Below are 26,749 nucleotides of genomic sequence, written 5' to 3'. Positions count from 1 at the left end.
TGTGGCCGCTGAGAAAGGGTATTGCTGCGCACATGACATGGCAATACGGTTCCGGTCTGACCAGACGAGCCGTCAGCTGACCACTGATCGATTCGGCTCCTGGATTTTTCTTTACATGGGGGATCACGCATGCGCGCAAGACCGCGCGGAATTCAACGTGCCCGGAGACGGGCGTGGTTGCGGCGGGTGACCGTCTGGGCCGCGACGACCGCCGCTTTCTCACTGGCCGTTCAGCCGGCCGTCGCCGACGTCGTGGTCGGCGGCTACCAGTACAAGGACGAGGTCTGGGCGGCCGATCCGCTGCCCGAACAGCCGAAGGTCCCGGGGCACCCCGCGGACGGCCCCGGCGCCAAGGAGCCCACCCCGCCGCCCGGCGCCCGCAAGCTGGCCGGGCACCAGGTGAAGGCACCGACGTGGCCCGCGGGCGGCACCGCCACCGTCGACCTCGGCGCGGCGCGCCAGGTGCGCGGCCGGGCAGCGGCCGCGGCGCCCGGCAAGGTGAAGGCAGCCTCGCTGCCCGTCGCGCTGTCGCCCGCCGCGCCGTCGGCGATCGGCCCGGGCGCCCGCGCACTCGTCGGCCACGGCACGCCCGTCGAGGCCGCCCGGTCGGTGCAGGTACGACTCGCCGACCGCGCACAGGCGAAGAAGGCCGGCGTCGACGGCCTCCTGCTCGGCCTCACGCGCGCCGACCACCGCACCGGTGCCGGCGGCGTCTCCGTCTCGGTGGACTACGCCGCCGTCGAGCAGGCGTACGGCGGCGGCTGGGCCTCCCGGCTGCACCTGGTGGCGATGCCCGCCTGCGCCCTGACGACACCTCAGCTCGCGGCCTGCCGTACCCGCACGCCGCTGGAGTCGGTCAACGACCCGCAGGCCGGCAAGGTCACCGGCACCGTCGCCGTGCCGGCCGCATCCGCCAAGCCGACCGGGGCACTCGCCGCTCCCTCCGGCCGTGCCGCTCTGGCCTCCGCCGGCATGGCGGTCGCGGCGGTGGCCGGCAGCAAGGGCTCGCAGGGCGACTTCGGCGCCACCTCGCTGTCCGCCTCGGGCGCCTGGTCCTCCTCGGCCTCGGGCGCCTTCACGTACAACTACCCGATCACGGTGCCCCCGTCCCTCGGCGGGGAGGCGCCCAACGTCGGTCTGTCCTACGACTCCCAGTCGGTCGACGGCGAGACCTCGGCCCGCAACTCCCAGTCCTCCTGGGTCGGCGACGGCTGGTCCTACAGCCCCGGGTTCATCGAGCGCTCCTACAAGAGCTGCAAGGACCAGGGCATCGAGGACTCCGGCGACGAGTGCTGGGGCGGCTGGAACGCCACCATCCAACTCGGCACCCACAACGGCCAGTTGGTCCGCGACTCCGACGGCGAGTACCACCTCCAGGCCGACGACGGCACCAGGATCCAGCGGCTCACCGGAGCGTCCAACGGCCTGTGGGACGGCGAGTACTTCAAGGTCACCACGACCGACGGCACCGCCTACTACCTGGGCCTGAACCACGCCCCCGGCACCACCGACGACGACGCCACCGACAGCGCCTGGGGCGTGCCGGTCTACCACCCCAAGTCGGGCGACCCCTGCCACGACAAGGACAAGGGCGACGACTCCCAGTGCGACAAGCCGGTCGGCTACCGCTTCAACCTCGACTTCGTCGTCGACCCGCACGGCAACGTCCAGCGCTACGACTGGGCGACCGAGTCCAACTACTACAACATGGGCTATGGCCAGGTCGCCAAGGACGACAAGGGCGGCAAGATCACCAAGTACGTCCGCGGCGGCCACCTCACCCGGATCTCCTACGGCTATCAGCTGGCCGACGCGAAGGCGGGCCGCGAGCCGGCCGCCAAGGTGGTCTTCCGCACCGCGCAGCGCTGCACCACCTCCGACACGGTCTGCAAGGCGGACAACCTCTCCTCCAAGACCGCGAAGGACTGGCCGGACACCCCCTACGACCTGCACTGCGAGTCCGACTGGAAGAACAAGCCCAAGGACGACGACACCGACGGCGTCTGCCTGACCGGCGGACCGACCTTCTGGACGACGTACCGGCTCAAGGGCATCGACACCTCGGTGCGGACGGCCTCCGGCTGGCAGGACGTCGACAGCTACGAGCTCAAGCAGGTCTTCTCGGACGCGGGCGGCACCTACGACCCGGTCACCGGCAACACCCAGGACCCCAAGAGCACCGGCTCGCTGCAGTCGGTGATGTGGCTGTCCTCGATCGTCCACACCGGCCAGGACACCTCGGCCGGCGGCGGCAAACCGATCACCCTCGACCCGGTCACCTTCGCCGGGATCGAAATGGACAACCGCGTCGACGGCCTGACCCCGGCCGCCCCGCCGCTGTTCCACCCGCGGATCTCCAGCGTGCAGACCGAGACCGGTGAGTCGGTCGCGGTCACCTACCGCCCGCCGGAGTGTTCGCGGGAGAAGAAGAACATGCCGGACTCGGCCGACAGCAACACCATGGCCTGCTATCCGGTGTGGTGGAACACACCCGGCGGCGTGGAGCCCATCAAGGACTGGTTCCACAAGACGCTCGTCGCGCAGGTCACCGACAGCGACCGCACCAAGGCCGGTTCGCCCGCCAAGGTCACCAACTACACCTACAGCGACGGCGCGGCCTGGCACCGGGACGACTCCGACCTGACCGACGACAAGCACCGCACGTGGAACGACTTCCGGGGCTTCCGCACCGTCACCACCACCACCGGAGCGGCGCCGGACCCCGTCACCCAGAACACCGTCTCCTACCTCCAGGGCATGGACGGCGACTACAAGGCCGACGGTTCCAAGCGCAGCATCAAGGTCAAGAACGCCCTGAACGAGGAGATCACCGACAGCCCCTGGCTGGCCGGTACCCCCTACCAGGCCCTGACCTACACCAAGGCCGGCGGCACCGTCGTCGGCCGTACCCTCACCGACCCGCCCACCTCCAAGGTCACCGCCTCCCGGGACCGCACGGCGTGGACGTCCGAGGACCCCAAGCCCGACAAGCTCTCCACGCTGCCGGACATGACGGCACGTCAGATCACGGCGACCTCGTCCCGCACGATGGGGCTGCTCTCCGACGGCACCTGGCGGACCACCCGCTCCAGCACCACCTTCGACGACAAGGGCCGCACCTGGAAGGTCGACGACGAGGGCGACGTCTCCAAGCCCAAGCAGGAGACCTGCACCACCACGACCTACGCCGACGCGCCCACCGACAACCCGATGATGCTGGTCTACCCCAAGGAGACCATCAGCGTCGCCGGCCCCTGCGGCACCGCCCCCGGCAAGGACACCACCCTCTCCGACAAGCGGATCTTCTACGACGGGGACGGCTCGGTCGACAAGATCGGCACCCTGGGCAAGCTGGGCCGGAACGGCGACTCGCTCGGCCTGGTGACCGCGACCCAGTCGGTCACCTCGTACGACGCGAGCGGTGACCCGAAGTACCAGACGCTCGGCGGCATGTCGTACGACAAGTACGGCCGGGTCGTCGCGAACACGGACGCGGCCGGCAACACCACGACCTCCTCGTACGAGCCCACTTCGGGCATCCTGCCCACCACCCTGTCCACGACGAACCCGCTGAAGTGGACGGCCACCAGCACGGTCTCACCGGGCCGCGGCTCGGTCACCCACGCGGTGGACGTCAACAAGCAGGTCACCGACGCGACTTATGACGCGCTCGGGCGGCGGGAGAAGGTCTGGTCGCCGGGCCGGGACAAGGACAGCGAAACCCCCGACCGGATCTACAGCTACGACGTCCACGGCGCGGGCGACAATCCCACACCGTCCTCGGTCACCACCAAGGGCCTGCGCGAGGACGGCTCCTACAGCACCTCCGTCACCATCTACGACGGCACGCTGCAACCCCGCCAGACGCAGTCGACTCCCGCGGACAACTCGGCCGGCAGGCTCGTTTCCTCGACGTACTACGACTCGCACGGGTGGACCGTCTCCAACATCGCGGCGTACTCCGACGCCGATCACGCCCCGGGCAGCACGATGTGGGCGGAAACCAACCGCACGGGCCCGTCGGTGACGCGCACGGCGTACGACGGGCAGGGCCGGCCGGTCACCCGCACGATGGTGTCCTTCGCCAGCACCCTGTTCCAGTCGTCGGTCGACTACCAGGGCGTCGACCGGGTCGACACCACCCCGCCGAAGGGCGGCAAGGCCACCACGTCCTACACCGACGCCCTCGGCCGCACCACGTCCACGGTGGTGCGCGACACCACGCCCGACCGCAAGCTGACCGGCGGTGCCACGCTGGCCTCGGGCAGCTCGCTGGTCTCCGCGAGTGTCCGGCTGGCCATGCAGGCCGACGGCAACCTGGTGCTGACCTCGCTCGTCGGCGACAAGGTGCTGTGGTCGTCCAAGACGGCCGGAAAGCCGGGCGCCTACGCGGTCATGCAGACCGACGGCAACTTCGTGGTCCTGGACGCCACCGGGAAGACCACCCTGTGGTCCAGCGGCACCTCCGGTCACACCGGCGGCTACCTCAAGGTGCAGTCCGACGACAACGTCGCGGTGTACGACGCGTCCAACGCCGTGCTCTGGTCGACCGGGACGGCCGGCAAGGCGGCGACGGCGGACATCACCACCCGCTACACCTACACGCCGACAGGACAGGTCGACACCATCAAGGACTCGGTGGGCAACACCTGGTCCTACGGCTACGACCTGCAGGGCCGCGTCATCTCCCAGACCGACCCGGACGCCGGCACCTCCACCTCCCACTACGACGACCTGGGCCGGCTGGACCGCACCACCGACGCCCGCAAGCAGACCCTCTCCTTCACCTACGACCTGCTGGGCCGACGCAAGGCTGAGTACTCAGGCGACGGCACGGCAGACCCGTCCAAACTTCTGGCGGAGTGGACCTACGACGAACTCGGCAAGGGCCTGCCCGTCGCGTCCACCCGCTACGTCGGCGGCAAGAACGGCAGCGCCTACGTCCAGAAGATCGACGCGTACAACGCGGTGGGCCAGCCGACCAGCACCTCGACCGTGATCCCGGACGCCGAGGGCGCCCTGGCGGGCACCTATACCGCCAAGGCCTCCTACACCGACAACGTCGGCCTGCTGGCGGCGACCACGTACGGCGCCGACGGCGGTCTGCCGGCCGAGACCGTCGGCTATGGCTACAACCTCGAAGGCGGCCTGGTCAGCATGGGCTCGCCCAGCCGGCCGTACGTCGCCACGGTCAACTACAGCCCGCTCGGGGAGGTCCTCCAGACCACCGTCGGCACGCCGTCCAAGCAGCTGCGCACCGCGCAGACCTACGACCAGGCGACGGGCCGACTGGCCACCAACCGGGTCACCCTGCAGACCAACACCGCCAACCCGATCTCGGACACCACCTACGGCTACGACCAGGCCGGCAACATCACGGCGGTCTCCGACGTCCGCTCCAGCGGCGGCACGGACCGTACGGCCGACACCCAGTGCTTCGCCTACGACGCGCAGGACCGGCTGACCACCGCCTGGACGGACACCAAGGGACTCACCACGGCCACGGCGGGCCAGCTCGCCCGGTGTACCACCGCACGCCCGAGCCCGGCGACCATTGGCGGGCCGGCCCCGTACTGGACGGACTGGCAGTTCAACCAGCTCGGTGACCGCACCCAGCAGGTCACGCACGACGTGACCGGCAACGCGGCCAAGGACACCACCCAGACGTTCGCCTACCCGGGTGCCGGCACGGCCCCCGCCAAGCAGCCCAACGCGGTGTCCACCGTCACCACCCGCAACCCCACCACCGGCACCTCCGTGCTGACCCCGGAGTACGACGACGCGGGCAACACGAAGACCCGGACCACCACCGGAGCCCGCACGGGCAGTCAGGGGATCGAGTACAACGAGGAGGGCCTGACCTCCGCGACGACCACCGACGGCAAGAAGACCGGCTATCTCTACGACGCCGACGGCCAGTTGCTGGTCCAGCGCGGGCCGGGCAACAACACCCTCTACCTCTTCGGCGGCACCGAGCAGCTCAGCCTCGACACCGCCACCAAGGCCGTCACCGGGCTGCGTTACTACTGCGCCCCCGACGGCACGACGACGGTCCGCTCCAGCAAGGGCGGCATCAGCTACCAGCCGACCACCCCGCAGGGCACCGCCCAGCTCCAGGTGGACGGCAGCTCACTGGCCATCACTCGGCGTGCCTTCGACCCGTACGGCAACCCGCGCGGCCCGGCGCCGACCGGATGGGCGGACAACCACGGGTACTTGGGCAAGCCGGCCGACACCATCTCCGGTCTGAACCTCCTCGGAGCACGGAACTACGACCCGGTCACCGGCCGCTTCCTGTCGGTCGACCCGGTCTTCGAGAGCAATGACCCGAACCAGATGGGCGGCTACGGCTACGGCGCGGGCAACCCCGTCTCGGGAAGCGACCCCAACGGCCTGTCCTGGTACTCGGGCTGGGGCAGCTCGATCGGCAGCTTCTTCTGCGGTGTGGGCGACAGCGTCGTCGGCGACCCGTGGCAGTGGAGCGTCAACACACTCTCGGACGGCTGGAACGGGTTCGCGAGCATCGTCAACGGCGACAACCCGTGGTTCAACGGCTGGACGGGCTACTCGAACGAGACGCCGTTCCAGCTGGGCCACACCGGTTATGTCGACGACCACCCGCTGGGCAACCTCTTCGGTGTCGACACCGGCTCGACCTCCTACGTGGCCGGCCAGTGGACCGGCGTGGTCGGCACCTTCGCCGCCGACGGCTACGGCGCCTACAAGGCGGTCAGCGGCGGAATCAAGGCCGTCAAGGCCGTCAAGCTCGCCATGTCGGAGGGCGAGGACTTCGTCGGAGCGGTCAAGCGACTGCTCTCCGGCGACCTGCCCACCACCACCCCGGCCGACCCGGCGCCCACCACGCCCAAGGGCGACGACGCGCCGTCGACACCGAAGGCGGGCACCGGCAAGGGGGGCAAGGAGCCGGGGGGCAGCGGGAAGTCCGGCGCCAAGAGCGGGGACGAGTCGAGTCCGGCGTCGGACACGAAACAGGGCAACGCCTATCGCAGCAAGCCCGACAAGAAGCCGAACGAGTATCCGCAGGGACCGGCGGTGAGCCTCGGCAGGCTCAAGCAGACACTGGCCAGAGCGGGGTATCGCTCCGAGTGGGACAAGTACGACGTGGTCCACAAAGAATCGATCATCGACCCGGTAACGCTCGAGTACAACTACGGCAATAGCCCACACACCATGAAGACCACCCACCCCTACACCGAGCGCCCGAACCTGGGCCGGAACGGACTGCCGATCATCGAGATCTCGAACAAGGGCTTGCGGAACATCAGGGAGGCCGTGGTGACGTTCTTCCACGAGACCTACCACCATGACCGCATGGCCAACTACGGCGACACCGGCACCGAGGAGAAGGCCGAGGAGTTCGGCGAGATGATGTGGCGGAGAATATCCGGGGGTAATTGACCCTGCCCCGGCCGGCCGGAGGACTCCGTGCCGATGACGGGAGAACGAAGGCCGAGTCGGCCGCGGGCGTGCCCGTTCCTGCGGCCGGCTCCACGAAACTGCCGTATCCAGCCCCTTCGGAGAGGCCGACACGATGCTCCGCCGTTACGACCAACATCACCGTGAGGCGCTCGGCGCCCAACTGCACCTGCCCCTGACCGAACGTGCCTGCCCCATCTGCGACCACGTCGCGATGCGCGACTACCACCACGAGACGTACGGCCGATCCACTCCTTCATGGATCAACTACATGTGGTGCGCCAACTGCCACGCATACGCGTCGTCCTTCACCGCAGCCGAACGTAAAATGGTGGAAAGTGACCCACTCCTCGCGGAATACGGTGACCGAATCGGCGAGGTCTTCGACGACCCCGAGCGCCTGCTCAAGATCCTCGACGGCTACTGGAAGGCGGGAAAACTCCCCCAGGTTATCTCCCGCCGCCCTCGCGGAAATTGACATCGCGATGAGAAAACCTGGATGGGGGAGCGATATTGGAGAACAGCCCCGAGTTGGCTGATGTCGTGCGAGAACTCGTCGAGATCTTTCCCGGCGGCGTGGACGACGATGACTACTACCCCCTTCTGGTGATCCTGTCCGATGTGCTGTCGGAGAGGAATCTGGGAGTGGCCGTGCACGCGGCCTTCGGCCTGGATCCGTACGTCGCTCGAAACGAAGCCGCCGATGCCTGCACAGGCGACAAGCCTTCCCGGCGAAGGATCGAGGACTTGCGAGGCCATATGACGGCGAAGGGCTGGTCCATCGTCGATGACGAGGATTGACGTGATGATGTGCCGTGAATCGGCACTGAGGTGACCTGACCTGACCTGACCGGCCGGGTGCCGCGCCGAACGCCGTCAAGCGGCTCGCCGCAGTGCCCGGCCTCACCCCGGACCGACATGACCTATTACGCGGATTTCTCGCTCTACGACCTCATCGAATACGAAGAGCCCGAGGGCCTGACGATTGGCTGGCTCGAGGAGGGCTACGACTATCCCGTCGACGAGGTCTGCGAGGAGGACCTCGCGAACATCGTCGATCTCGGTTCGCTGCGGCAGCACCGGAGCAGGGGCTGGCACTCGTGCACGCTCTGCGGGGAGTACACCGAGCGCACGGCGACCTCGGAGCGGGCGGGGATCACCTACCGGCTCGGCCATGCGGAGATCAGGGCGGTCTCGGACGACGGTCTGCTCTACGTCGCCCCGAACCTGATCATCCATTACATCGTCGACCACCTCTACGGACCGCCCGCCGAGTTCATCGACGCCGTCCGGTCCGAAGTCCGAAGGCGCTGGCCCGAGGAGTCGGCGCCAAGGTCCGTGCCCTCGCCGATCGCGGCACCGTCCGTGACCTCATCGGCGTCCAGGCTGCCTCCCCGCCACCGCTCCACCGCCGACCTCGAATCCCCGGGCCGCCGTCGCGCCCACGACGAGTTCAGCCTTGAAGACCTCCGGGACCGGCTCATCGGCGCGGACTGGTACGAGGACGAGGACTACACCGCGTACGGGCTCACCTCCCGGCAGATCGAAGAACTCAAGGCGTGGGCGCTGGAGTGGGCGGAGGATCTGGGGGCGCGGATCCATGACGAGAACGCCTGAGAGGCGGTCATCGCGGCCACCCCCTCTACCACAGCGGACGTGCGGGGCAGCCGAGCGATACCCCGCAGTGGACAGCGAACCGGGCTGCGGTAAAGATCAAACACTGCATCCCGCTCCCACTCCCATGTCCAGTCCGGGTCCGGACGGTGGAACTCGGTAACGGCCAGCTTGAGGAATTGGACGGAAGGCTGCCGGCTGGATCCGGAAAGTCCGGCCGAATCCCTCGACGGAGAGAAGATGTTTCCGTATGAACTTGTGCGGCTGAGTGACCTTGAGAACGAAGTCGTCATCACTGTCCTCTCACCTATGGGCTCCCCTTATTGGGAGGCGCGGATCGAGGTGGCCAGCACGTTCGTCAAAGGGGGCACGCTGCTGGTCCTGTCCCCCGCGAAGATTGATGCCTGGGCGAAGGCACTGGACGAGCTTGAACTGGGGCAGGACGTCGTCTGGATGGAGAGGGATCGCGGTCCCACCATCAGCATTCAGCTCGACGGGGAGCGGGACTGCCCGGAGGTCGTCGTGGACGACGAGTCACTGTCCATGGTGACCGTCCGCATCCCGATCGCTCTTGAGGAGGGATGGATCGATGACCAACGGACCCGACTCAGCGGATTCAACGAGGGGATATGAACCTGGGCTCGCGGCCCATCCGTTCTTGAAATGAGGATCTGCGTCCGGGTGATATTCGGAAGCGGCATATGACACCTCGCCGAGTCGACCGAGCATTCCGGCTCAGCTGAGTCGAAACCCCAAGGGTCGACCGTGGTGGGAGCGAGTCTCGCCGCGGCCGCCCCGGCCATGCCCCCACTCTCCCAAAGAGGTTCCGTCTATGGCCCGCCCCTACGCCGAGCACGAGCTGGAGGCACTCGGCGCCCAGTTGCACCTCCCTCTGGCCGAAAGGATCTGCCCCGTCTGCGGCCACGTCGCAATGCGCATCTACCACCACGAGAAGCACGGCCGGACGATACCCGCCTGGATCACCTACCTGTGGTGCGGCGCCTGCCACGCCTACTCCTCAGCCTTGGCGGGCGCCGGCCGCAAGAGGGCTGAGAGCGACCCCCTCCAGGACTCGTACGGCGACCGCATCGGCGAGATCTTCCGCGATCCCGAGCGCCTGCTCAAGGTCCTCGACGGCTACTGGAAGGCGGGAAAGCTCCCCCAGGTGATCTCCCGCCGCCCCAAGGGAGGCTGATGGGCCTCGAAGGGGAAGTGATGTTGGAGGACAACCCGGAGTTGGCGGATGTCGTGCGAGAACTCGTCGGGGTCTTTCCCCGCGGCGTCGACGACGACTACTACCCCCTTCTGGTGATCCTGTCCGATGTGCTGTCCGAGAGGAATCTGGGAGCGGCCGTGCACGCGGCCTTCGGCCTGGATCCGTACGTCGCTCGAAACGAAGCCGCCGTCGCCCGCACAGGCAACAAGTCTTCCCGGCGAAGGATCGAGGACTTGCGAGGCCGCATGACGGCCAAGGGGTGCTCCATCGTCGGAGACGAGGACTGAGGTGACGATGTGCCGTGAAATCCGGCACTGACCTGACCGTTCGGGCCAACCCGAGAATCGACATGACCTACTACGCGGATTTCTCGCTCTACGACTACGACTACCACGCGAAGCCCGAGGGCCTCACCGTCGGCTGGCTGGAGGACGGCTACGACTATCCCGTCGACGAGGTCTGCAAGGAGGACCTCGCGAACATCATCGATCTCGGTTCGCTGCGGCAGCACCGGAGCCGGGGCTGGCACTCGTGCACGCTCTGCGGGGAGTACACCGAGCACACGGCAACCTCGAAGCGGGCGGGGATCACCTACCGGCTCGGCCATGCGGAGATCAGGGCGGTCTCGGACGACGGTCTGCTCTACGTCGCCCCGAACCTGATCATCCATTACATCGTCGACCACCTCTACGGACCGCCCGCCGAGTTCATCGACGCCGTCCGGTCCGAAGTCCGAAGGCGCTGGCCCGAGGAGAAGTGACGGACTTCAACAGGACACCGCCGCCGCCCAGAGAGGTTCGGAGAGTCATGCCTCGCCCCTACGACCAGCAGCACCTTGAAGCGCTCGGCGCTCAACTGCACCTGCCCGTGACCGAACGAACCTGCCCGATCTGCGGCCATGTCACCATGCGCATCTACCACCACACGAAACACGGCCGGACCGAACCCGCGTGGATCAACTACCTGTGGTGCGGCAACTGCCACGCCTACTCGTCGTCCTTCACGGGCGCCGGCCGCAAGATGGTCGAGAGCGACCCGCTCCTCGAGCAGTACGGCGACCGTGTCCCCGAGGTCTTCCGCGATCCCGAGCGCCTCCTCAAGCTCCTCGACGGCTACTGGAAGGCGGGCAAACTTCCCCAGGTGATCTCCCGCCGTCCTCGCCGAGGCTGAGGACGTCCCCTGGGGGCGCCATCCGAGGTGACCGGGATCTCGCTGCACGCCGATGCCCCTGTCCCCACGCTGGTCACGCTCGCCGTCGCGGGGGACCCGCGAGAGAGCCGCTGTAGGCTGAAGAACAGCCCTTGACCTGCGCAAAGCGGGCAGGGAGCCGAATTCAGGGAGTTCCGCATGCTGCGCACCATGTTTAAGTCCAAGATCTAGCACTTGGGTGTTTTTGCAGGTCAGAGGCTTGATAGCCCCGCTCGGGTCAGCATCGGGCGCGGGAGCGTCCCAGCTTGCTGACCAGGTGGCCTCCATGACGGGGGACCTGGACACAGGCGCCTGACTCCCGCATGAGACCTGCGGGCCTCGACAGCTCATCCGCTGCATGGGTCCTGAGTGAGTGGGCTGCGTTCGGGGCCGCAGCGGCGTGTCTTATGGATGCCGCTGCCCCCTCCGGCCGCTGTCGCCACCTCGCCCGCCCCGGTGTCCTTCTCGTCCACTGCGCCATCGTCATGGGCCTCGGCTTCAACACCGTCGTCATTCCCGACGCCGAGACCGAAGCGGCAGCCCACTCCACCGCGGCGGGCCTCCGCGTGACCTGTTGCATCACGATCACCCGCGCCCGCAAGCGAGGCCTAGGTGCGCCCACGGGGTGAGATGTCTGAGGGAAGGGCGGGTGGTGCCCGACCCGTACGTACGACAGAAGAGCCCCGTATCCGCCATGCCGCCGCCTCCGAGCAGCGATACTGGATGCATGGACCCGACGATCACCGCTCCCCGCGCCTAGGTGCTGCGGGACCGCTACCGCAGCCGACTGCCCGAGCGCTTGCAGGAGCTGGCAGGCCCCGTCGAGGGCAACGTGGACTTGCCGCTCCACATCGTCTGGTCCGGGAGGACGAGCTACAGCCTGGACCGTCCGAAGTCCCGCATGACGCTCTACCGGACTGTCCTCGCCGAAGGACCGAGTGAGGACCTGGTGGCTCTCCTGCACTCACCGAGCAGTGGCCTGTGCTGCGGCGTTTGATCAGTCCCTGCATGCGCGAGGTCCGGGAGAACGCCTTCCCCGAGCTGCTCCGCACCGGCGCGGCCGACACGGCTGCCGCGTGAAGCTCACTCCGCTCCACGAGCGTCTCCTCGCCGACATCCTCGACCTCGGCTCCCCTTGTGCGCTGGTCCTCACAGGCGGACACGCCGTGCAGGCTCACGGCCTGATCGAACGCTGCAGCCGTGACCTCGATGTCGCCACCGAGGATCTGGCAGTGGACGACCACGCCTCCGCGCTCGTCCACCTGGTACGCGAGCCGGCCTGAGTATCAACATGTCGAGTCCCGCGCGGTATGTGTGGTGCGCGGGAAGTCGCTCGCCACCGAGGGACTCCGAGGACACCGAGATCGATGAAGGCCCGACTTCGTCCTGTCAGTGGGCATAGAAATGGCCGAACTGCTCTAGCAGACGGCTCGGTTCTGGGCCGTCCTGTCCCGTTCTCCTGCTCGGCTGCGAATAGTTCGTTGGTGAGCACAGGGTGATCAGGACGAGGTGACAGATCGGCGTCCCCGAGTGCAGTCGGACCTTTCGGCCGCCGACGGTCGACAGTTCGAACACCACCCGGGAGGGCTGCTTGTGCGCGAAGCCCGCGTTGATCAGCTGGGAGGTGCAGTGGACCTGCACTCCGAGGCGGGCGACGTCGGACACCCCGGAGAGCAGTCCGGCCATGCCACCGGCCAGCCCCAGGCGCTCCACGCTGCAGCCGAGAACCAGTGAGTCAGGCGTGAGGACAATGCTGTCTGCCTCCGTCACACGGCCCGCCGCCGCGGCCAGCGCCTGGGCGTCCGCGGTGTCCAGGACGGCGTCCGTGTCGATGCGGCGGAAGGCCGTGTGCAGGCGCAGCAGGTAGCTGTTCCGCTTGACGAGCCGGTCGTCGAAGGGCGTGATGGTCAGTGCCCCTTCCGCCAGTGACGTGCGGATGCCCTCGTCCGAGAGGATCACGATGCGCCCTCCGTCTCGGGCACCCGTGTCACGGTGCGGTCGGCTGTGTCCAGGAGCACGCGGTCGTCGGCGCGCAACCGGTCGTACGCCTGCCGGTCCACCAGGGCGGGTACACCCAGTTCGCGCAGCACGATGGACAGGTGACTGAGGTAGGAACAGTTACGGAAGACGAAGCCCAGCGATGTGGCGTCCCGCTCCCGGATGAAGCTTTCCAACGACAGGTAGGGAAGCGCCGCCACCACGATCACCGGGTCGTGCGCCCCGGCGGTGGCCGCTCCGGCGCGATCGGTGTGGAAGTGCGCGTCCAGGGACTCTCGTTCCAGGGTCCGGTCGTCGTCGACCCGGACGACCCGTCCGGCGAGCCGGCCCGGCGAAATGACGCTCAGGTCTTCCGGACGCGTCCCAGCGTCCTTGACCCCGTCCTCCACGAAGTCGATGAGGAAGAGCGAGCCGTCGCGCTCCACGCCGAACTCGACGGACGGACGGGCGTAGTACTGGTTCGCCACCTCGACGGCCTGGCACACCATCCGGCACTGCTCCGGTGTGAGCGTGGGCGTGCGTCCGATCGTGACGGCGCGCGGCATGCCATGTTCGATCAGGAAGGCCCGTTCCTGCAGGACCGGTTCGGCATGCTCGATGTGCCCGTCCGACGAGCACACGTACTGCGAGGTGGCCACCACACCCTTGGGGACGAAGGCTCCGAAGCCGACTTCGGCCACCACGTGGTCGCCGAAGCCGCGTGCCACTCCCGACAGTTCCGCGTCGTGGATCTCGGTGGCGATCAGCGCGAAGCGGTCGTGTGAAGTGCCCACCAGCCGTACCATCTCGCGGAGATCGCGGCTCCTGCTGCCGACGGCGCTGAAGCGGCGGACGATCGACCCACCGAGCCGGGCCGGGTCCTGGAGCACGAAGCTGATCTGCGGAGCGTCCGAGAGTCCGGGCGGCAGCGCCGAGGGCTCCTCCTGCCGTGGGCTGCCGATGGCCTCGGCGCGGATGATCCACGCCCGGCCGACACGCAGTCCGCAGCGCTCCGCGACCAGGCGCAGCCGCACCTTGTCCAGATGGGCCAGCGCTCCCAGTTCATCGCTTGTGGCGTGGCACACCGGTGTGAAGGTGAGGTCGAAGGAGCGTTCGGACAGAGCGGGCAGCGAGGTGATGGGGCGCGCCTGAACCGGCACGACCGTGTCGTCGGCCGTAGTGCAGAACTCAATGTCCTGCGGGCTGCCCCGGTGTTCCGTGACCGACCTGCCCAACTCCCGCAGACGCAAGCACAGGCTCAGCACACGTGCCTCGAAGTCCTCGTCGCACCAGTCGGGCCGGGTGGTGACCATGATGCCGTCACTGCCCAGCCGCAGGGCGAGGGGCTCCGTCGTGCCGCCGACCAGCGCCGAGCCGGGTCCGGGGACCACCTCCAGCACATAGGTGTCCGGGTCGCCCGTGAGGGGATCGGCGGTGAACAGCACCCCCGACAAGTCAGCGACCACCTGTTCCTGGACGATCACCGAGACCGGGTGCTGCCCGGAGAGGCTCGGCGCCACACCAAGGGCGTTGGCGTAGTGGGTGACGTTCTCCGCGCCCCCGGAGCGGGCGCAGCGCACCACCGCGCCGGCCAGGCCCGCCTCGTCCACCTCGAGCTCGGAGTGGAACTGCCCGGCGAAGGAGACCTCTTCACCGTCCTCACTCAAGGCCGAGGAGCGCACCGCGAAGGGCGGTCGGAGACCTCGCTCCCGGACGAGGCCGGTCAGTAGGTCCGCCAAGGCGCGTTCGTCCGTCCCGGTCAGGAACCGGGCCGGCAGGACGACTCCGGGAGGCACGGGCAGGCCGATGGCTGTCAACTCACCCAGACCGGCGGCCTTGCCGCCGACCAGGGGGGTGTCCGCGGCGCGCAGTGACCGCAGATCGGGTACTTCCATGGGATCAGCCTTCCGGCGGTGCTTACAGGGGCAGGTGTGCCAATGGGGTCGCCGACTGCCAGAGGCTTCGGTACTGGTCGACGATCAGGTGGAACAGCTTGGCGTTGTCGGTGTCGGCCGCCCAGAAGGCGGGACGTTCCGCCGGGGGTACCGCGAACAGGATCGGTTCGACGTGCGCGAACCCCGTTCGCTGTTCGACGTCGAAGAGCATCACCGACGCTGTCGGAATGTGGCAGTAGCCTCGTATCTCGATGTTCCGCTGCTGCTTCGGGGTGAGGCCCGTGTACCAGTGACGCAGCTGTACCAGGTTGGTTCGCAGTACGTCCTCCAGGTTCGGGAAGCCGTGGACCGTGCCCAGTTCGTCTATCCAGGGCACCTTGTCGCCGTCTCCGTCCACTGGGGTGAGCAGGGCCAGCCGGAAGTGGCAGCCGGCCCGGGCCTGATCCGCGATCACCGGCAGCAGATGGTGTACGACATGGCCGAGTTGGACGCCGTAGATCTCCACCGAGCGGTGCGTGTCGCGCAGCAGGGTGTGCAAGGGCGGCAGCTGTGAGCGGTCGGTGAAGAGTCTTCCGCCACGGAACAGTTGGCTCTCCTGGGCTGCCGTCAGCTGCCGCCGAATCTCCGCGGTGGCCAGGGCGACGAGGCCGAGCAGCAGGACGGTCGTGGCGGTGACCACGACGCCGATCCAGTCCTCGCCCTCGGAGAAGCCCGAGAACACCTGCAGCCCGGTGACCAGGACGGCCAGGACCCAGCCCGTGTAGGCGTCGAGGAACTGGCGTCGCCGCACGTCGCCGACGATACGTGTGAACCTTCCCATGGTGCCTCGGTGTCTTCCTGGCCGGGCCGCGGGTCAGATGAGGTGGCTCAGGGACAGCGCGGCAATGGTCTTCGCATCGACGATCTGCTGCCGGTCCACCATGGAGCGGAGCTCGTTCCTGGGGACCGTGAAAGGCTGGATGAGTTCACCCTTGTCAGGGTGCGGCTGACCGGGCGTGAGGTCGGTCGCCAGGTAGACGTGGGTCATCTCGTCGGACAGGTGCGGACTGATGCGCAGCTGGCCGATCAGCTTCAGCTTCCCGGCCTCGTATCCCGTCTCCTCGCGCAGTTCGCGCGCGGCCGTCCGCTCGGGGGGCTCATGTGCCTCCACGCGTCCTGCCGGAGCCTCCACCAGCCAGCACTGCGGCGGATAGCGGAACTGGCGGATCAGCACCAGACGGTCGCCGTCCAACGCCAGGACCAGCGCGATGGCGGGGAACCGGACCACGTGGGCGACCATGCGCTGGTCGTCGGCGAGCTGGATGGTGCGGGATTCGACGCGGATCCAGTCCCCGAAGGGCGTGGTGGCGGATGCGACGACGTTCGTCCCGCCCGGGGTCGAGGCGGTGCACAGCTCAGTCACGGGCCGCTTCCCCCCGGCGCTCGGCGACCAGCCGGACGAACGCCCGGTGGGGGTCCTTCCTGGTCCTGCCGTGCTGCTCCAGCAGATAGGGCACGAAGAGGTCGCACGACATCTCGTACAGGGTCGCTCGGGAGAAGTACCGCTTGCGGTCACCCGGCGCCAACTCGTAGTAGTCCGGCCCCAGCCGGATCCCCTCGCCGCGCTCCGGGTCGTCGACGGAGTTGACCATGACGCACAGCAGGCCACCGGGCCGCAGCACGCGGTGCAGATCCCTCAGGATGCTCCGGGTGGTGTCGTCGTCGAAGTAGTGCAGGCTGAGATGGGCGTACACCACGTCGAAAGACGCGTCGTCGAAGAGGTCCGGGGTGTCGGTCAGCGACGCCGCGATCTTGGTGACCGAAGCGGCCGCCGGGACGGGCGGGAACTGGTCCAGGGCGTACTTGGAGAAGTCCAATGCGGTCACGGTGTGTCCGGCGGCGGCGAAGAAGACGCTGTCCTGTCCCTGACCGCAGCCGGCGTCGAGGACCCGGGCGTTCGCGGGGAACCGCTCGATGACGTCCTGGCCGAAGTAGGTGGGTTCACGGATCCATTCGGTCCCCCGGTAGGTCCGGTGCTTGCCGGACCAGAACTCCACCGGCTCCACTGAGGATGGCGGCATGTGTCAACACTCTCCATGACTGGTGGGAAGGAGCGGGCGGTGCGATGCCCGCATCTGGTCGATGACCTGGGCCGTACCACGGGGCACCAGCGCTCGCCAGTCCGCTGCCGTCGCCAGGCGGCGGCGCACCTCGGTCGCCGTGACACGGGCGGGGTTGCCGGGGATCGCCTCCACGGCCAGGCCGACCGCGGTGAAGCGTCGCACCTTCTCCTCGTCCCACGGTTCGTTGACGGTGACCAGGTGCACGGCGTCACGAGGCAGGTAGTCGTCCCAGACGCCGGGGTCGGAGACGTCGAACGGCACGACACGCACGTGGTGGTCGCGGTACGTGGGCGCTTCGGCGGCGGACGCCGTGACCATCTCGGCACGGTCGAAGTACGTGTAGGGGTTGGCGTCCGGGTGGTGCCGGTGCCCGGAGGCCGCCTCGGGCACGAGACTGCCGAGGCAGGGGTTGGTGATGCCGACGACCACCCGGGAACCGCGCGCCATGGCGAGGCTCAGGTATTCCAGATGGCCCAGGTGGAAGGGCTGGAAGCGACCGTGCACGACGATCCATGGCTGCGTCATCTCTGTCTGCCGTCCAGGTGCGTAGCGGCGTTCGGGCGAAGGTGGTCGCAGAGGCGGGCTATGTCGTCGGCAGCGGTGAAGGCGTGGACACTGATCCGGATCCACTCCCGGGTTGCCGCCAGCGAGAAACCGACGCGGCCGAGCTGGGCCTTCAGCTCCCGGTGGTCGCGCACGGACGGCGACCGCCACCGTCCGATGCCGTGACGCCCCGAGCCCGAGGGACCCACTGCCCGCAGACCCACCGCGGGCAGCAGCCGGGCCACCTGCTCGGCCGCCGCACAGCAGCGCCTGGCAAGCCGGGCGGGGCCCGCCTGCCGATAGGCGGCCAGGGAGGCCGCCAGTCCGGACAGCAGCCGCAGGTCGGGCAGGTTGCCCTCCAGCACCGCGGACCCTCCGGCGTGCCGGGCACCGGGCCGCCAGCGGCCGTCGGCCCGCGCGTGGACGGAGCAGTTGCGCGCGGAGAACACCAGCGGACCGAAGGAGTCGAGGACTCCGGGTCCCGCGATCAGGAAGCCGGCGCCCAGCGGACCGAGCAGAGCCTTGCGTCCCGAGGCGGTGTAGACGTCCGCGCCGAGGCGGTCGAACCGTACGGGGATGCGCCCGGCCGACTGAGCGCCGTCGACGATCAGCAGGGCACCGGAGTGCCGCCGGACCAGCTCCGCCAGGGCACTGACCGGCTGGAGCACCCCGTCGAGGTGCGTCAGATGAGTGCACGTGACCACCGCGGTGGCGGCATCCACCAGCCGCTCTGCGTGCTCCAGGTCCAGGCACCCCGACACGTCGCTGCGGATCGTACGCAGTTCCACGTCCGGACGGGTGCCGGTGAGCCAGCACCAGGGGGCGACCAGGGCGGGATGGTCGGCCGCCGTCACGACGATGTTGGCACCCCGGGGGACGGCCATCGTCCTGGCCATCGCTGAGGACGCCTCGGCGACGCTGCGGACCAACGCGACGTCCACGGCCGGGGGAGCGGCGAAGACCGCTCGGATCTCGTCCCGCAGCGAGTCGACCCCGCGGGTGTGCTCGGTGAGGAAGTCCGGCGGCGAGGGATGGGCCAAGGCCGCCCGCGTGTGGTCCTCCATCGCGGCGGCGCACGCCGCGGAGACCGGCGAGGTGGAGGCCCAGTCGAAGAAGCGGCGGGTGTCGACGACGGGCCGGAACAGCAGCTCAGGCGTCATCGGACGGGCTTCCTCCCCCGCGCAGGACGCGAGCGGTCAGGGCCGCCTCGCGTTCCTCGATCACCTGGTCCCAGGAGCAGACGAAGACGTCACCACCGATGACCATGATCTGTCCCTCGGCCGGGTCGCCGCCCGTCAGCACTCCTCGCGCCGGGGCCGGCCGCAGCACGGGAGGGAGCCCGGCGGGACCGTCCGCCGCGGCCCGCTCGGTGAGGGCGCGGGCGAGGGTCGGGTGCGCCGTGTGGATCACCGTCGGGCAGGCGTCCGGGCGCAGCCGCCAGCGGGTGACGTCGGTACGGGCCATCAGACGCAGCAGCAGCTGCTCGGCCGGGGACCGGGTACCGACCCGCACGGACAGCCGGCGGTCGTAGAAGACCAGGCACTGCACCGCGCGTCGCAGGGCCTGCCAGGGCCCTCGGCGCAGGCTCAGCGCCGCGCGGAAGGCGTGGTCGGCGTTGACCACCGCGCGCCGGTGCCAGTTGCGGTCGTGCGTGCGCCACAGCAGGGAGCGCCGGCCGGCACCGGCGGCCTGCCGGAGCGACGCCGCAAAGGCCACGACGTCCTCGTTCCGGTACCGGCGGGCCAGGTGCCGGCTCAGCAGCAGCGCTTGCGGCTGCAGCGCGTGCCGGCGCATCTCCCGGGCCAGCACCGCGAAGTCGACGTCGTCGCCCCGGGTGAGCGCGATCGCAGCCGAGTCGTTGACGTCCTTGACCGACACGTAGCCGTCGGACAGGGCGTGGGCGAACATGACCAGGAGGGTGCCGGTCGGATCGAGCCCCCGGTAGGAGGCACCTGGGGCGACCGGTTCGTAGAAGTCCGTCAGCGGACAGCGCAGATACTCGCCGAACCCCACCGAGTAGGTGCCGAAGTGGATGTCCACCCGTGAGAAGCGCTCGCCCTGCCGACGGACGAGGAACACCTGCCCGTACTCGGCGCGCCCCCGCTGCCGCTCGGCCTTGAACCAGGGGCACTCCTGCTCGTCGAATGCGTAGCCCCGTCGGCGCAGTACGGTGACCAGGGCGTAGGCGGCTTCCCAGTCGGGCACGAACAGGTCCAGGTCACGGCTCCAGCGCGGTGCCGGATCGGAGTAGAAGCGGACGTTGTTGAAGCCCTTGATGACGGCGAGGCCCGTGTCCGCCGCCTCCGGTTGCGACGCGATCCATGACAGCTCTGCCTCCAGCTGACGTAGATGGCTGGCCCGCTCCTCGAGCTCATCGGTGAACCAGCCCGCCGTCTCCCCGGCGGCGCTCCGGTTTTCGGCAGGGCCGCTCGCCACCAGCCGATCGATCGTGTACTTGAAGGGTTCGAACGCCTTGTGGACGCCGAGGACGTGCCGCACCTGCGGTGCGTGGGCGCGAAGCTGGGGGAGCCCGGCGGCGGCCGCGGCGAGGTGCCGCGCGTCCACGGGAAGCGTGCAGTAGGTGTCCAGCAGCCACGTGATGAAGGCGTGCGGTGGCGTGAGCGTGTGCACGGCCCGGCGGCTCATGACAACGGCTCCATTGTGCGGGGTGTCGCGGTGGCACGGTCGACAAGATGCGCCACGGAGGCACGGACGGAGGCGAAGTCGCCGTTGGCGTCCAGCCGATGCACGAGGGGGTGCCCCGCCAGCGCGGCGTCCAGCTGGTCGCGCAGACAGCTCTGGAACCGCGTGAAGTCCTCCTCGACGGGCTGCTGGAAGTACTCGTAGGGGGCCGGCCTGCCGCGCTTGCGGGTGAAGGCGACGCCCGGGTCCGTGTCGAGCACGATGACGGCGTCGGGCACGGGAAGCAGCTCGCACAGCTCGGACAGGGAGGGGTGCAGCCGGCCCAGGATGTGCTCCTTGGCCACGACCTTGTACCAGTAGGAGTCCAGCAGCACGTCCCTGCCGAGGGCGAGTTGGGGGCGCACGAGGTACTCGTACTGCGCGACAATGTGTCCGCCGATGAACATGGCGCGCGGCACCGCGGTGAGGCGGTTCTTGATGGCGGTGGGAGCATCGGGTGCCATGACGGACGGCAGTTCGTGGTTGCGCAGGTCTCGTCAGCTCGAGGTGATCAGGCGGGGCGTACCGAGCGAGGAAAGGAGACTCGTCTTGCCGCTCCCGTCGATCCCGACCAGCACGATGAAGCGTCCTCGGGCGCTGCGTGTCATCTCCGCTCCTACCTCGGTGCCCGTCCCCGGTCCGACCGGGCGGGACCACCACTGTCCAGCACGGCGGGACCGGCCGCAGAGGGGTTGCGGGGCGGACGCAACCCCAGGCAACCCCGAGCACGCCGTTCGCGCAGGCCAGGCACGCACCGCCGGCCGGGCAGGAGACGCGTTGTGCAACCCGTCGGCCGGCTCGGCGCACGCGAGAGAGGCAGGTGCCCCCCGTGTCTGAGTTCCAGGGATTCGGCCCGCGGCTGCGACAACGGCGGCTGGCCGCGGGGCTGTCGCTCGCGCAGCTGGCCCAGCGCACCAACTACAGCAAGGGGCACCTCAGCAGGATTGAACGGGGACTTGCCGCTCCGAGCTCCGGGTTCGTCCGGCGGTGCGACGACATCCTGGGGCGCGCACCCGAACCGGCTCCGCCGGGCGCGGAGTCCCTCCCCGGCCTGCGGGGAGGTGCCGGACAGCTGGGCGGACTGCCGCCGATGACACGGTACTTCGTGGGGCGGCACCGGGAACTCGCGGCGCTGGAGGCCCTGCTGGCGCAGCGGTCGCATCCACCGGGGACCGCGGTACTCTGCGTGATCAGCGGTATGGCGGGAGTCGGCAAGACCACGCTGGCCATCAGTGCCGCACACCGCGGCCGGGACGCCTTCCCGGACGGCTGCCTCTACCTGGACCTGCACGGCTGCACCGAGGGCGTGCTCCCGGTGACGGTGCCCGACGCCCTCGACCGGTTGCTGCGCATGCTGGGCGTCCCCGGGGAGTCCATCGCGCACCACCCCGACGACCGGACGGAGCAGTACCGGTCGGCCCTCATGGACCGGCACCTGCTGCTCGTGCTGGACAACGCCGCGGACTCCCGCCAGGTGCGGCCGCTCTTACCCGGCAATCCGCGCTGTCCCGTCCTGGTCACCAGTCGCAGCGGTCTGCCCGCCTTGGACGAGGCTCACCGCATCCGGCTGGGCCCGCTGCCCCCGGATGAGGCGACGGCGCTGTTCACCCAGGTGACCGGCATCGGAGCGCAGCAAGCCGGCCGGTCTCGACCGGGGGACCTGGGACGGATCGCGCACCTGTGCGGAGGACTACCACTCGCCGTCCGGATCGCCGCGACCCGCTGTGCGCCGGGTGGAGCACACACGGTTGAGGAGCTGGCCCGCAGACTGGCTGATGAGTACGAGTGCCTGTCCGAGTTGGACGACGGGGAACGCAGCGTCATGGCCTCCTTCGCCGTCTCGTTCGACGCACTCCGGGCGCCGGCCCAGCGCATGTTCTCGGCTCTCGGGACCCACCCCGGCAGCGACTTCGACGCCTCGGTCGCGGCCACCCTCGCCGGCACCGGGCGCCGGGAGGCCGAGCGTGTGCTGGAGCAGCTGGTCGACGCCCATCTCGTGATGCGCACGCAGCCCGGGCGCTTCCAGATGCACGACCTGCTGCGCGCGTTCGCCGCGGCGACCGCACGCCAGACCCTGACGGCCGCCGAACGCAGGGCGGCGATCGCCAGGGCCGCCGACCACTACGTCGCGCTGGCCGACACCGCCAGTCGCGAACTGGCCCCGCATCGCTACCGCATTCCCGTCGCTCCCGCGCCCGTCATCGCCGTGGACGGCCTGCCGGACGTCGACAACTACGAGCGGGCGCTGGCCTGGTTCACCACCGAGCAGAGCAACCTCACGGAACTCGTCCGAGCCACCGCCCACGCTCAGTTGGAGGCCCGCTGCTGGCAGCTTGCCTACGCCCTGCGGGACTTCTTCTTCGTCACCAAGCAGTGGGACGTCTGGATCGCCAGCCACCGGGAGGCGCTGGACGCCGCGCGCCGCCTGGCCGATCCCCAGGCCGAGGCGCTGACCGCCAACAATCTCGGGCTCGCCCTCATCGAGACGGGCGACCTGGACGGTGCCACGCAGCATTACATTCACGCGCAGCGCCTGTTTGAGCAGGTCGAGGACACGCATGGAGCCGCCAACGCCCTCGGCAACCAAGCCTGGGTCCACTACTACCGCGGAGAACACACCCAGGCCCTACGTCACTTCGAGACGGCCCTCGACCACTACACGCGGACGGGATCGCGGCGCAACGCCGCCATCACCCTGCGAGGCATCGGTCTGACCGAGGCGGAGCTGCGCCGATACGATGCCGCCATCGACCATCTGCAGGCGGCTCTGGCGATCCTCGTCGACCTGGATCTGCGCCTCGATGCGGCCATGGCCCTGAACTGCCTGGGCGAGGCCCATCTGCGCCGCGGTGACGCCGTGTCGGGAATCCCCCATCTGCGGCGCGCCGCCGTCCTCAGCCGGGCGGCGGGCAGCCGCTACGAGGAGGACCGAGCGCGGCGGAATCTGGACCGGGCCGTCGCGGCGCTTCCCACCACGTTGGAACCGGATACCGAAGGGCCCGCCACGGCTCGGCCTGCCGTGGAACGATGACCGTTGCGGACCGGATGGGAGGGCCATGTACGACCCGGCACCACGCTACGACGTCTTCCTGAGCTACGCGTGGGAGGACATCGAACTCGCCGAGCGCATGCAGGCCCTGCTGGAGGAGCGAGGGCTGTCGGTGTTCCGTGACGTCACGGGGATGCGGGACTACGACGACATCCCCGTGACCATCCGCGCCGCCCTCGACGGGTCACGGACGCTGGTGGCTTTGTACACGCCGAGTTTCCCCGAGAGCCAGTACTGTCGCTGGGAGCTGTACACGGCCCTGACCCGTTCTCACCTGCTGTCCGGCGGGACCCGGCGGGTCATGGCGGTGGTCCGGGGAATGGAGTTCTCGCAGGTGCTCTCGTCCCGGCTGAAGTGCCTGCGGCTGCCGGCCACGTCCGCGGCGCCGGCCGAGGCGGCCGACTCCGTGGCCGCAGTCGTCGGCGAGTTCGACAGCCGACGGTTCGGGGACGCCCCGCCTCCGCCGGAGCCCGACTGGTACCCGCACCCGGCCGTCGGTACGGCCGACTTCACCGGCCGCCTTCGCGAACTCTGGGCCGTCCGTGACGCGCTGGACGGGGACGACGGCGCGGGCAGCGCGACGCCGCCGGTCGTCTCCGTCGTAGGCCCTGGTGGCATAGGCAAGACCATGCTGGCCGAGGAGTATGCACGGCTGTTCGCCGCCGACCACCCGGGCGGTGTGGTCCGCCTGAGCGGCCTGGGCAGCCACGGCGACAGCGGGGGTGACCCGGCGCGCGTCCGCGCCCTGGTCGACGAACAGATGGCCCGGATCGCCGTCCGGCTCAAGCTCGTCGGACAGGGGGAGCCGTCCGAGGCGGCGTCGGCAGCACTGGGAAGGTATCTCGCTGGGCGGGGGCTGCCGTATCTGTGGATCCTCGACGATCTGCCCAGGGGCGTCGACACGGAGACGTTCCGGTCTCTGGTGGCTCCCACCGCCCTGGGCAGGACGCTGGTGACCTCCCGGTACCGGAGCCCCGGTGAGCAGGGCGCGTCCGTGGAACTGCGCGAACTCGACGCGCTCGACGCCGCTGCCGTCCTCTCGGCCCGCAGGCCGATCACACCGGGCCGGGAACGACAGTCCGCGAAGCGACTGGCGTCGGACCTCGGCCACCACCCGCTGGCCCTGGCGGTCGCCGCCCAGCTGGTGGCCCTGCCCGGGATGGGCGGCTTCACAGGGCTGCAGAAGGCCCTTGGGACACCGGGCCCGGACGCCCTGGAACTGGCACCCCGGCTGGGCTTGACGCTGCCGACCGACCACACCCTCAGTATCGCGGCCACCCTTCTGCGCGGAGCGGACAGACTGGGGCCGGACGGCCGTACGGTCCTGCGGCTGGCCGCGCTACTGGCCCCGGCGCCCGTGTCCGAGCGGTTGCTGGCGCAGATCGTCGCCAGGGCCGAGCGGTGTGGCGAGGCCGCAGCGGCGCACCGGGTGGCCGAGGCCCTGCGCAGGGCACGCGAACTCGCGCTGGCCCGCGAGGCCGGAGACGAAGCGTGGAGCGTCCACGCGCTCGTCAGCCGTGCGGTCACCGGCGCGGACCTCGACGACGGGGCCCGCCAACAACTGCGCGAGGCAGCGGTCGAGGTGCTGACCGCGCGTCTGGAGCACGCGCGGGACACGGCCTCGCCGACCGGCACCGAGGAGGCACTGCCCCATGTGCGTGCCGTCACCGCTGCTCTGACGGAGGAGGCCGAGTGGCACCTTCTCAACGAGGCGGGCCGTGCGCACATCGCGTCAGGACATACGTTTCTGGCCCTCGACGCCTACCGCGACCTCTACGACGCCTGTCGTGGCAGCCTCGGCGACGACGACGTCACCACGCTGATCGCCCTCACCGGCCTGGGTATCGCCCACGGACTGTGCGGCGACCTCGAACAGAGCCGGGCGTGCAAGCAACTGGCCCACCAGGGACTGGCCCGGGCGCTGGGCGCGCGGCACCCGGACACCGTGACCGCCTTGAACAACCTTGGTGTGGCCCACCTGGACCTGGAGGACTACACACAGGCGCGCCGGGTCTTCGCGGAGGTCCACCGCATCCGCTGCCGGGATCACGGTGTCCAGCACCCTGAAACCGTCCAGGCCCTGAGCAACATCGCCGTGGCCGCGTCCCGGCAGGGCCTGCACCGGCTCGCGGAACGGTTGCGGACCACCGCGTTGGAACGCACGCGCCGTTCCGTCGGCAGCCGGCACCCGCAGTACGCCGACGCGCTGAACAACATGGGTGTGACCGCCCTCGCGCTGGGTCGTGCCGACGCCCGCGACTGGTTCCGGCAGGCACATCGACTGCGCGAAGAGGTGCTCGGCCCCGACCATCCCGAAACACTGGACGCGCTGGAGAACCTCCTCACCACGGACGGGACGCAGGCACCGGGCCTCTCGGGCTCGTCGACGGTGGCCGATCGGTTGACCGGGATCTACTGGGCGCGTGTCCGCCACCAGGGGCCGGGCCATCCGGACACCCGCCGCACTTTGCGGCACTGCCTGATCGCCCGGCAGCGTGCCATGCCGCCCACCGGGAGCGCCGCCCCGCCTGCCGCCAGCCCCGTGGAGGCCCTTCCCGCGGGGCTCACAGCGGGCGGCGTCCGGCTCGACGCCCACGACATGGACCTTCGTGTGGAGACCTTCCAGCTGGCCTGTGCGGTGCACGAGACGTCGGCCCCGGATCCCCTGGAGGGTGACGAGTGGGTGAGGGCCCTGGTCGTCCAGTGCTGGCTGGCCCACGCCACGGCGGCGATGGACCAGCTGGACGGGCAGTTCGACGCGGCTTTGGCCATCGCGGAAGACGCGGAGAACCTGCTGGTGCAGGAGCTTGGCCGCGACCACGAAACAGCCGTCGCAGCGGGCACGCTCCGCGGCTGGCTGGAGCGGCTCGTCGATGACGCCTGGCCGGACGGAGCGTCCAGTGACTGAGCGGTGACCCGGCCCCGTCTCCGGTCGAGTCCGTCCTGTCCGTGTCCGTCAGGCGCCCACGAATGCCTGCTTTGCGAGGGAGCGGTCCGGTCCCAGGGCCGGATGCAAGGGGGGCGCATGCCGGAAGGGCAGACGGTT

At 69.5% G+C, this 26,749-nt stretch carries 21 protein-coding genes and 2 pseudogenes; 14 read left to right on the top strand and 9 right to left on the bottom strand.

Annotated features, from left to right (window positions below; genetic code table 11):
• Positions 1 to 186 precede the first annotated feature (186 nt).
• The 12 genes and pseudogenes from ACWC1K_RS04155 to ACWC1K_RS04100 all read left to right on the top strand — a co-directional run.
• Complete coding sequence (locus ACWC1K_RS04155) at positions 187 to 7,419, top strand: RHS repeat-associated core domain-containing protein (protein WP_450828682.1); 7,233 nt, start codon at positions 187 to 189, stop codon at positions 7,417 to 7,419.
• Positions 7,420 to 7,552: 133 nt separating this feature from the next.
• Entirely contained in the window at positions 7,553 to 7,915 is a 363-nt protein-coding gene (locus ACWC1K_RS04150) for a hypothetical protein (protein WP_450828681.1), read from the top strand.
• A 35-nt stretch (positions 7,916 to 7,950) separates the two neighbouring features.
• Positions 7,951 to 8,238 carry a hypothetical protein gene (locus tag ACWC1K_RS04145; RefSeq protein WP_450828680.1) on the top strand — a complete coding sequence of 96 codons (288 nt, stop codon included), beginning with the start codon at positions 7,951 to 7,953 and terminating at the stop codon, positions 8,236 to 8,238.
• Positions 8,239 to 8,355: 117 nt separating this feature from the next.
• Positions 8,356 to 9,054: a DUF7919 family protein gene (locus tag ACWC1K_RS04140; protein WP_450828679.1), complete on the top strand. Its 699-nt coding sequence runs from the start codon at positions 8,356 to 8,358 to the stop codon at positions 9,052 to 9,054.
• 237 nt (positions 9,055 to 9,291) lie between these two features.
• On the top strand, positions 9,292 to 9,684 hold the full coding sequence (locus ACWC1K_RS04135; RefSeq protein ID WP_450828678.1) for a DUF5959 family protein: 393 nt from the start codon (positions 9,292 to 9,294) through the stop codon (positions 9,682 to 9,684).
• A gap of 199 nt (positions 9,685 to 9,883) precedes the next feature.
• Positions 9,884 to 10,246 carry a hypothetical protein gene (locus tag ACWC1K_RS04130; protein ID WP_450828677.1) on the top strand — a complete coding sequence of 121 codons (363 nt, stop codon included), beginning with the start codon at positions 9,884 to 9,886 and terminating at the stop codon, positions 10,244 to 10,246.
• Entirely contained in the window at positions 10,246 to 10,554 is a 309-nt protein-coding gene (locus ACWC1K_RS04125; RefSeq protein WP_450828676.1) for a hypothetical protein, read from the top strand. The genes ACWC1K_RS04130 and ACWC1K_RS04125 overlap by 1 nt, the downstream gene beginning before the upstream one ends.
• Positions 10,555 to 10,568: 14 nt before the next feature.
• Complete coding sequence (locus ACWC1K_RS04120) at positions 10,569 to 11,027, top strand: DUF7919 family protein (protein WP_450828675.1); 459 nt, start codon at positions 10,569 to 10,571, stop codon at positions 11,025 to 11,027.
• Between the two features lie 47 nt (positions 11,028 to 11,074).
• Positions 11,075 to 11,437 (top strand): hypothetical protein, encoded by a 363-nt coding sequence (locus tag ACWC1K_RS04115; RefSeq protein ID WP_450828674.1) that lies wholly within the window; start codon positions 11,075 to 11,077, stop codon positions 11,435 to 11,437.
• Positions 11,438 to 11,862: 425 nt separating this feature from the next.
• Positions 11,863 to 12,084, top strand: a complete 222-nt coding sequence (locus tag ACWC1K_RS04110; RefSeq protein WP_450828673.1) for a hypothetical protein — start codon at positions 11,863 to 11,865, stop codon at positions 12,082 to 12,084.
• A gap of 131 nt (positions 12,085 to 12,215) precedes the next feature.
• Positions 12,216 to 12,535, top strand: a pseudogene (locus ACWC1K_RS04105) (hypothetical protein).
• Positions 12,532 to 12,687: pseudogene (locus ACWC1K_RS04100) on the top strand (nucleotidyl transferase AbiEii/AbiGii toxin family protein); the annotation flags it as partial. The pseudogenes ACWC1K_RS04105 and ACWC1K_RS04100, both read left to right, overlap by 4 nt.
• A 157-nt stretch (positions 12,688 to 12,844) precedes the next feature.
• Here the strand turns inward: ACWC1K_RS04100 and ACWC1K_RS04095 are convergent.
• Genes ACWC1K_RS04095 through ACWC1K_RS04055 form a run of 9 tightly spaced genes read right to left on the bottom strand, consistent with a single transcriptional unit; the run spans position 12,845 to position 21,118 of the window.
• Positions 12,845 to 13,414, bottom strand: coding sequence for a dCTP deaminase (locus ACWC1K_RS04095; RefSeq protein WP_450828672.1), 570 nt, complete (start codon positions 13,412 to 13,414; stop codon positions 12,845 to 12,847).
• Complete coding sequence (locus ACWC1K_RS04090) at positions 13,411 to 15,327, bottom strand: PEP/pyruvate-binding domain-containing protein (RefSeq protein ID WP_450828671.1); 1,917 nt, start codon at positions 15,325 to 15,327, stop codon at positions 13,411 to 13,413. The genes ACWC1K_RS04095 and ACWC1K_RS04090 overlap by 4 nt, the downstream gene beginning before the upstream one ends.
• A gap of 22 nt (positions 15,328 to 15,349) precedes the next feature.
• Positions 15,350 to 16,147: a hypothetical protein gene (locus ACWC1K_RS04085; protein ID WP_450828670.1), complete on the bottom strand. Its 798-nt coding sequence runs from the start codon at positions 16,145 to 16,147 to the stop codon at positions 15,350 to 15,352.
• A gap of 33 nt (positions 16,148 to 16,180) precedes the next feature.
• Positions 16,181 to 16,729 (bottom strand): NUDIX hydrolase, encoded by a 549-nt coding sequence (locus tag ACWC1K_RS04080; protein ID WP_450828669.1) that lies wholly within the window; start codon positions 16,727 to 16,729, stop codon positions 16,181 to 16,183.
• Positions 16,722 to 17,387: a class I SAM-dependent methyltransferase gene (locus tag ACWC1K_RS04075; RefSeq protein WP_450828668.1), complete on the bottom strand. Its 666-nt coding sequence runs from the start codon at positions 17,385 to 17,387 to the stop codon at positions 16,722 to 16,724. The genes ACWC1K_RS04080 and ACWC1K_RS04075 overlap by 8 nt, the downstream gene beginning before the upstream one ends.
• 3 nt (positions 17,388 to 17,390) lie before the next feature.
• Entirely contained in the window at positions 17,391 to 17,954 is a 564-nt protein-coding gene (locus ACWC1K_RS04070; protein ID WP_450828667.1) for an adenylyltransferase/cytidyltransferase family protein, read from the bottom strand.
• Positions 17,951 to 19,132, bottom strand: coding sequence for an aminotransferase class V-fold PLP-dependent enzyme (locus tag ACWC1K_RS04065; RefSeq protein WP_450828666.1), 1,182 nt, complete (start codon positions 19,130 to 19,132; stop codon positions 17,951 to 17,953). Before ACWC1K_RS04065 ends, ACWC1K_RS04070 begins: the two co-directional genes overlap by 4 nt.
• Positions 19,122 to 20,618 carry a nucleotidyltransferase family protein gene (locus tag ACWC1K_RS04060; RefSeq protein ID WP_450828665.1) on the bottom strand — a complete coding sequence of 499 codons (1,497 nt, stop codon included), beginning with the start codon at positions 20,616 to 20,618 and terminating at the stop codon, positions 19,122 to 19,124. The genes ACWC1K_RS04065 and ACWC1K_RS04060 overlap by 11 nt, the downstream gene beginning before the upstream one ends.
• Positions 20,615 to 21,118 (bottom strand): hypothetical protein, encoded by a 504-nt coding sequence (locus ACWC1K_RS04055; RefSeq protein WP_450828664.1) that lies wholly within the window; start codon positions 21,116 to 21,118, stop codon positions 20,615 to 20,617. The genes ACWC1K_RS04060 and ACWC1K_RS04055 overlap by 4 nt, the downstream gene beginning before the upstream one ends.
• A gap of 365 nt (positions 21,119 to 21,483) precedes the next feature.
• Between ACWC1K_RS04055 and ACWC1K_RS04050 the strand changes: the two genes are divergently transcribed.
• Positions 21,484 to 23,685, top strand: coding sequence for an ATP-binding protein (locus ACWC1K_RS04050; protein WP_450828663.1), 2,202 nt, complete (start codon positions 21,484 to 21,486; stop codon positions 23,683 to 23,685).
• A gap of 25 nt (positions 23,686 to 23,710) precedes the next feature.
• Positions 23,711 to 26,611 (top strand): tetratricopeptide repeat protein, encoded by a 2,901-nt coding sequence (locus tag ACWC1K_RS04045; RefSeq protein WP_450828662.1) that lies wholly within the window; start codon positions 23,711 to 23,713, stop codon positions 26,609 to 26,611.
• Positions 26,612 to 26,749 lie beyond the last annotated feature (138 nt).

This window comes from Streptomyces sp. NPDC001492, assembly GCF_053597275.1.
Note: the sequence above shows the minus strand (reverse complement) of the source record. Positions and strands in the feature narration are given on the sequence as shown.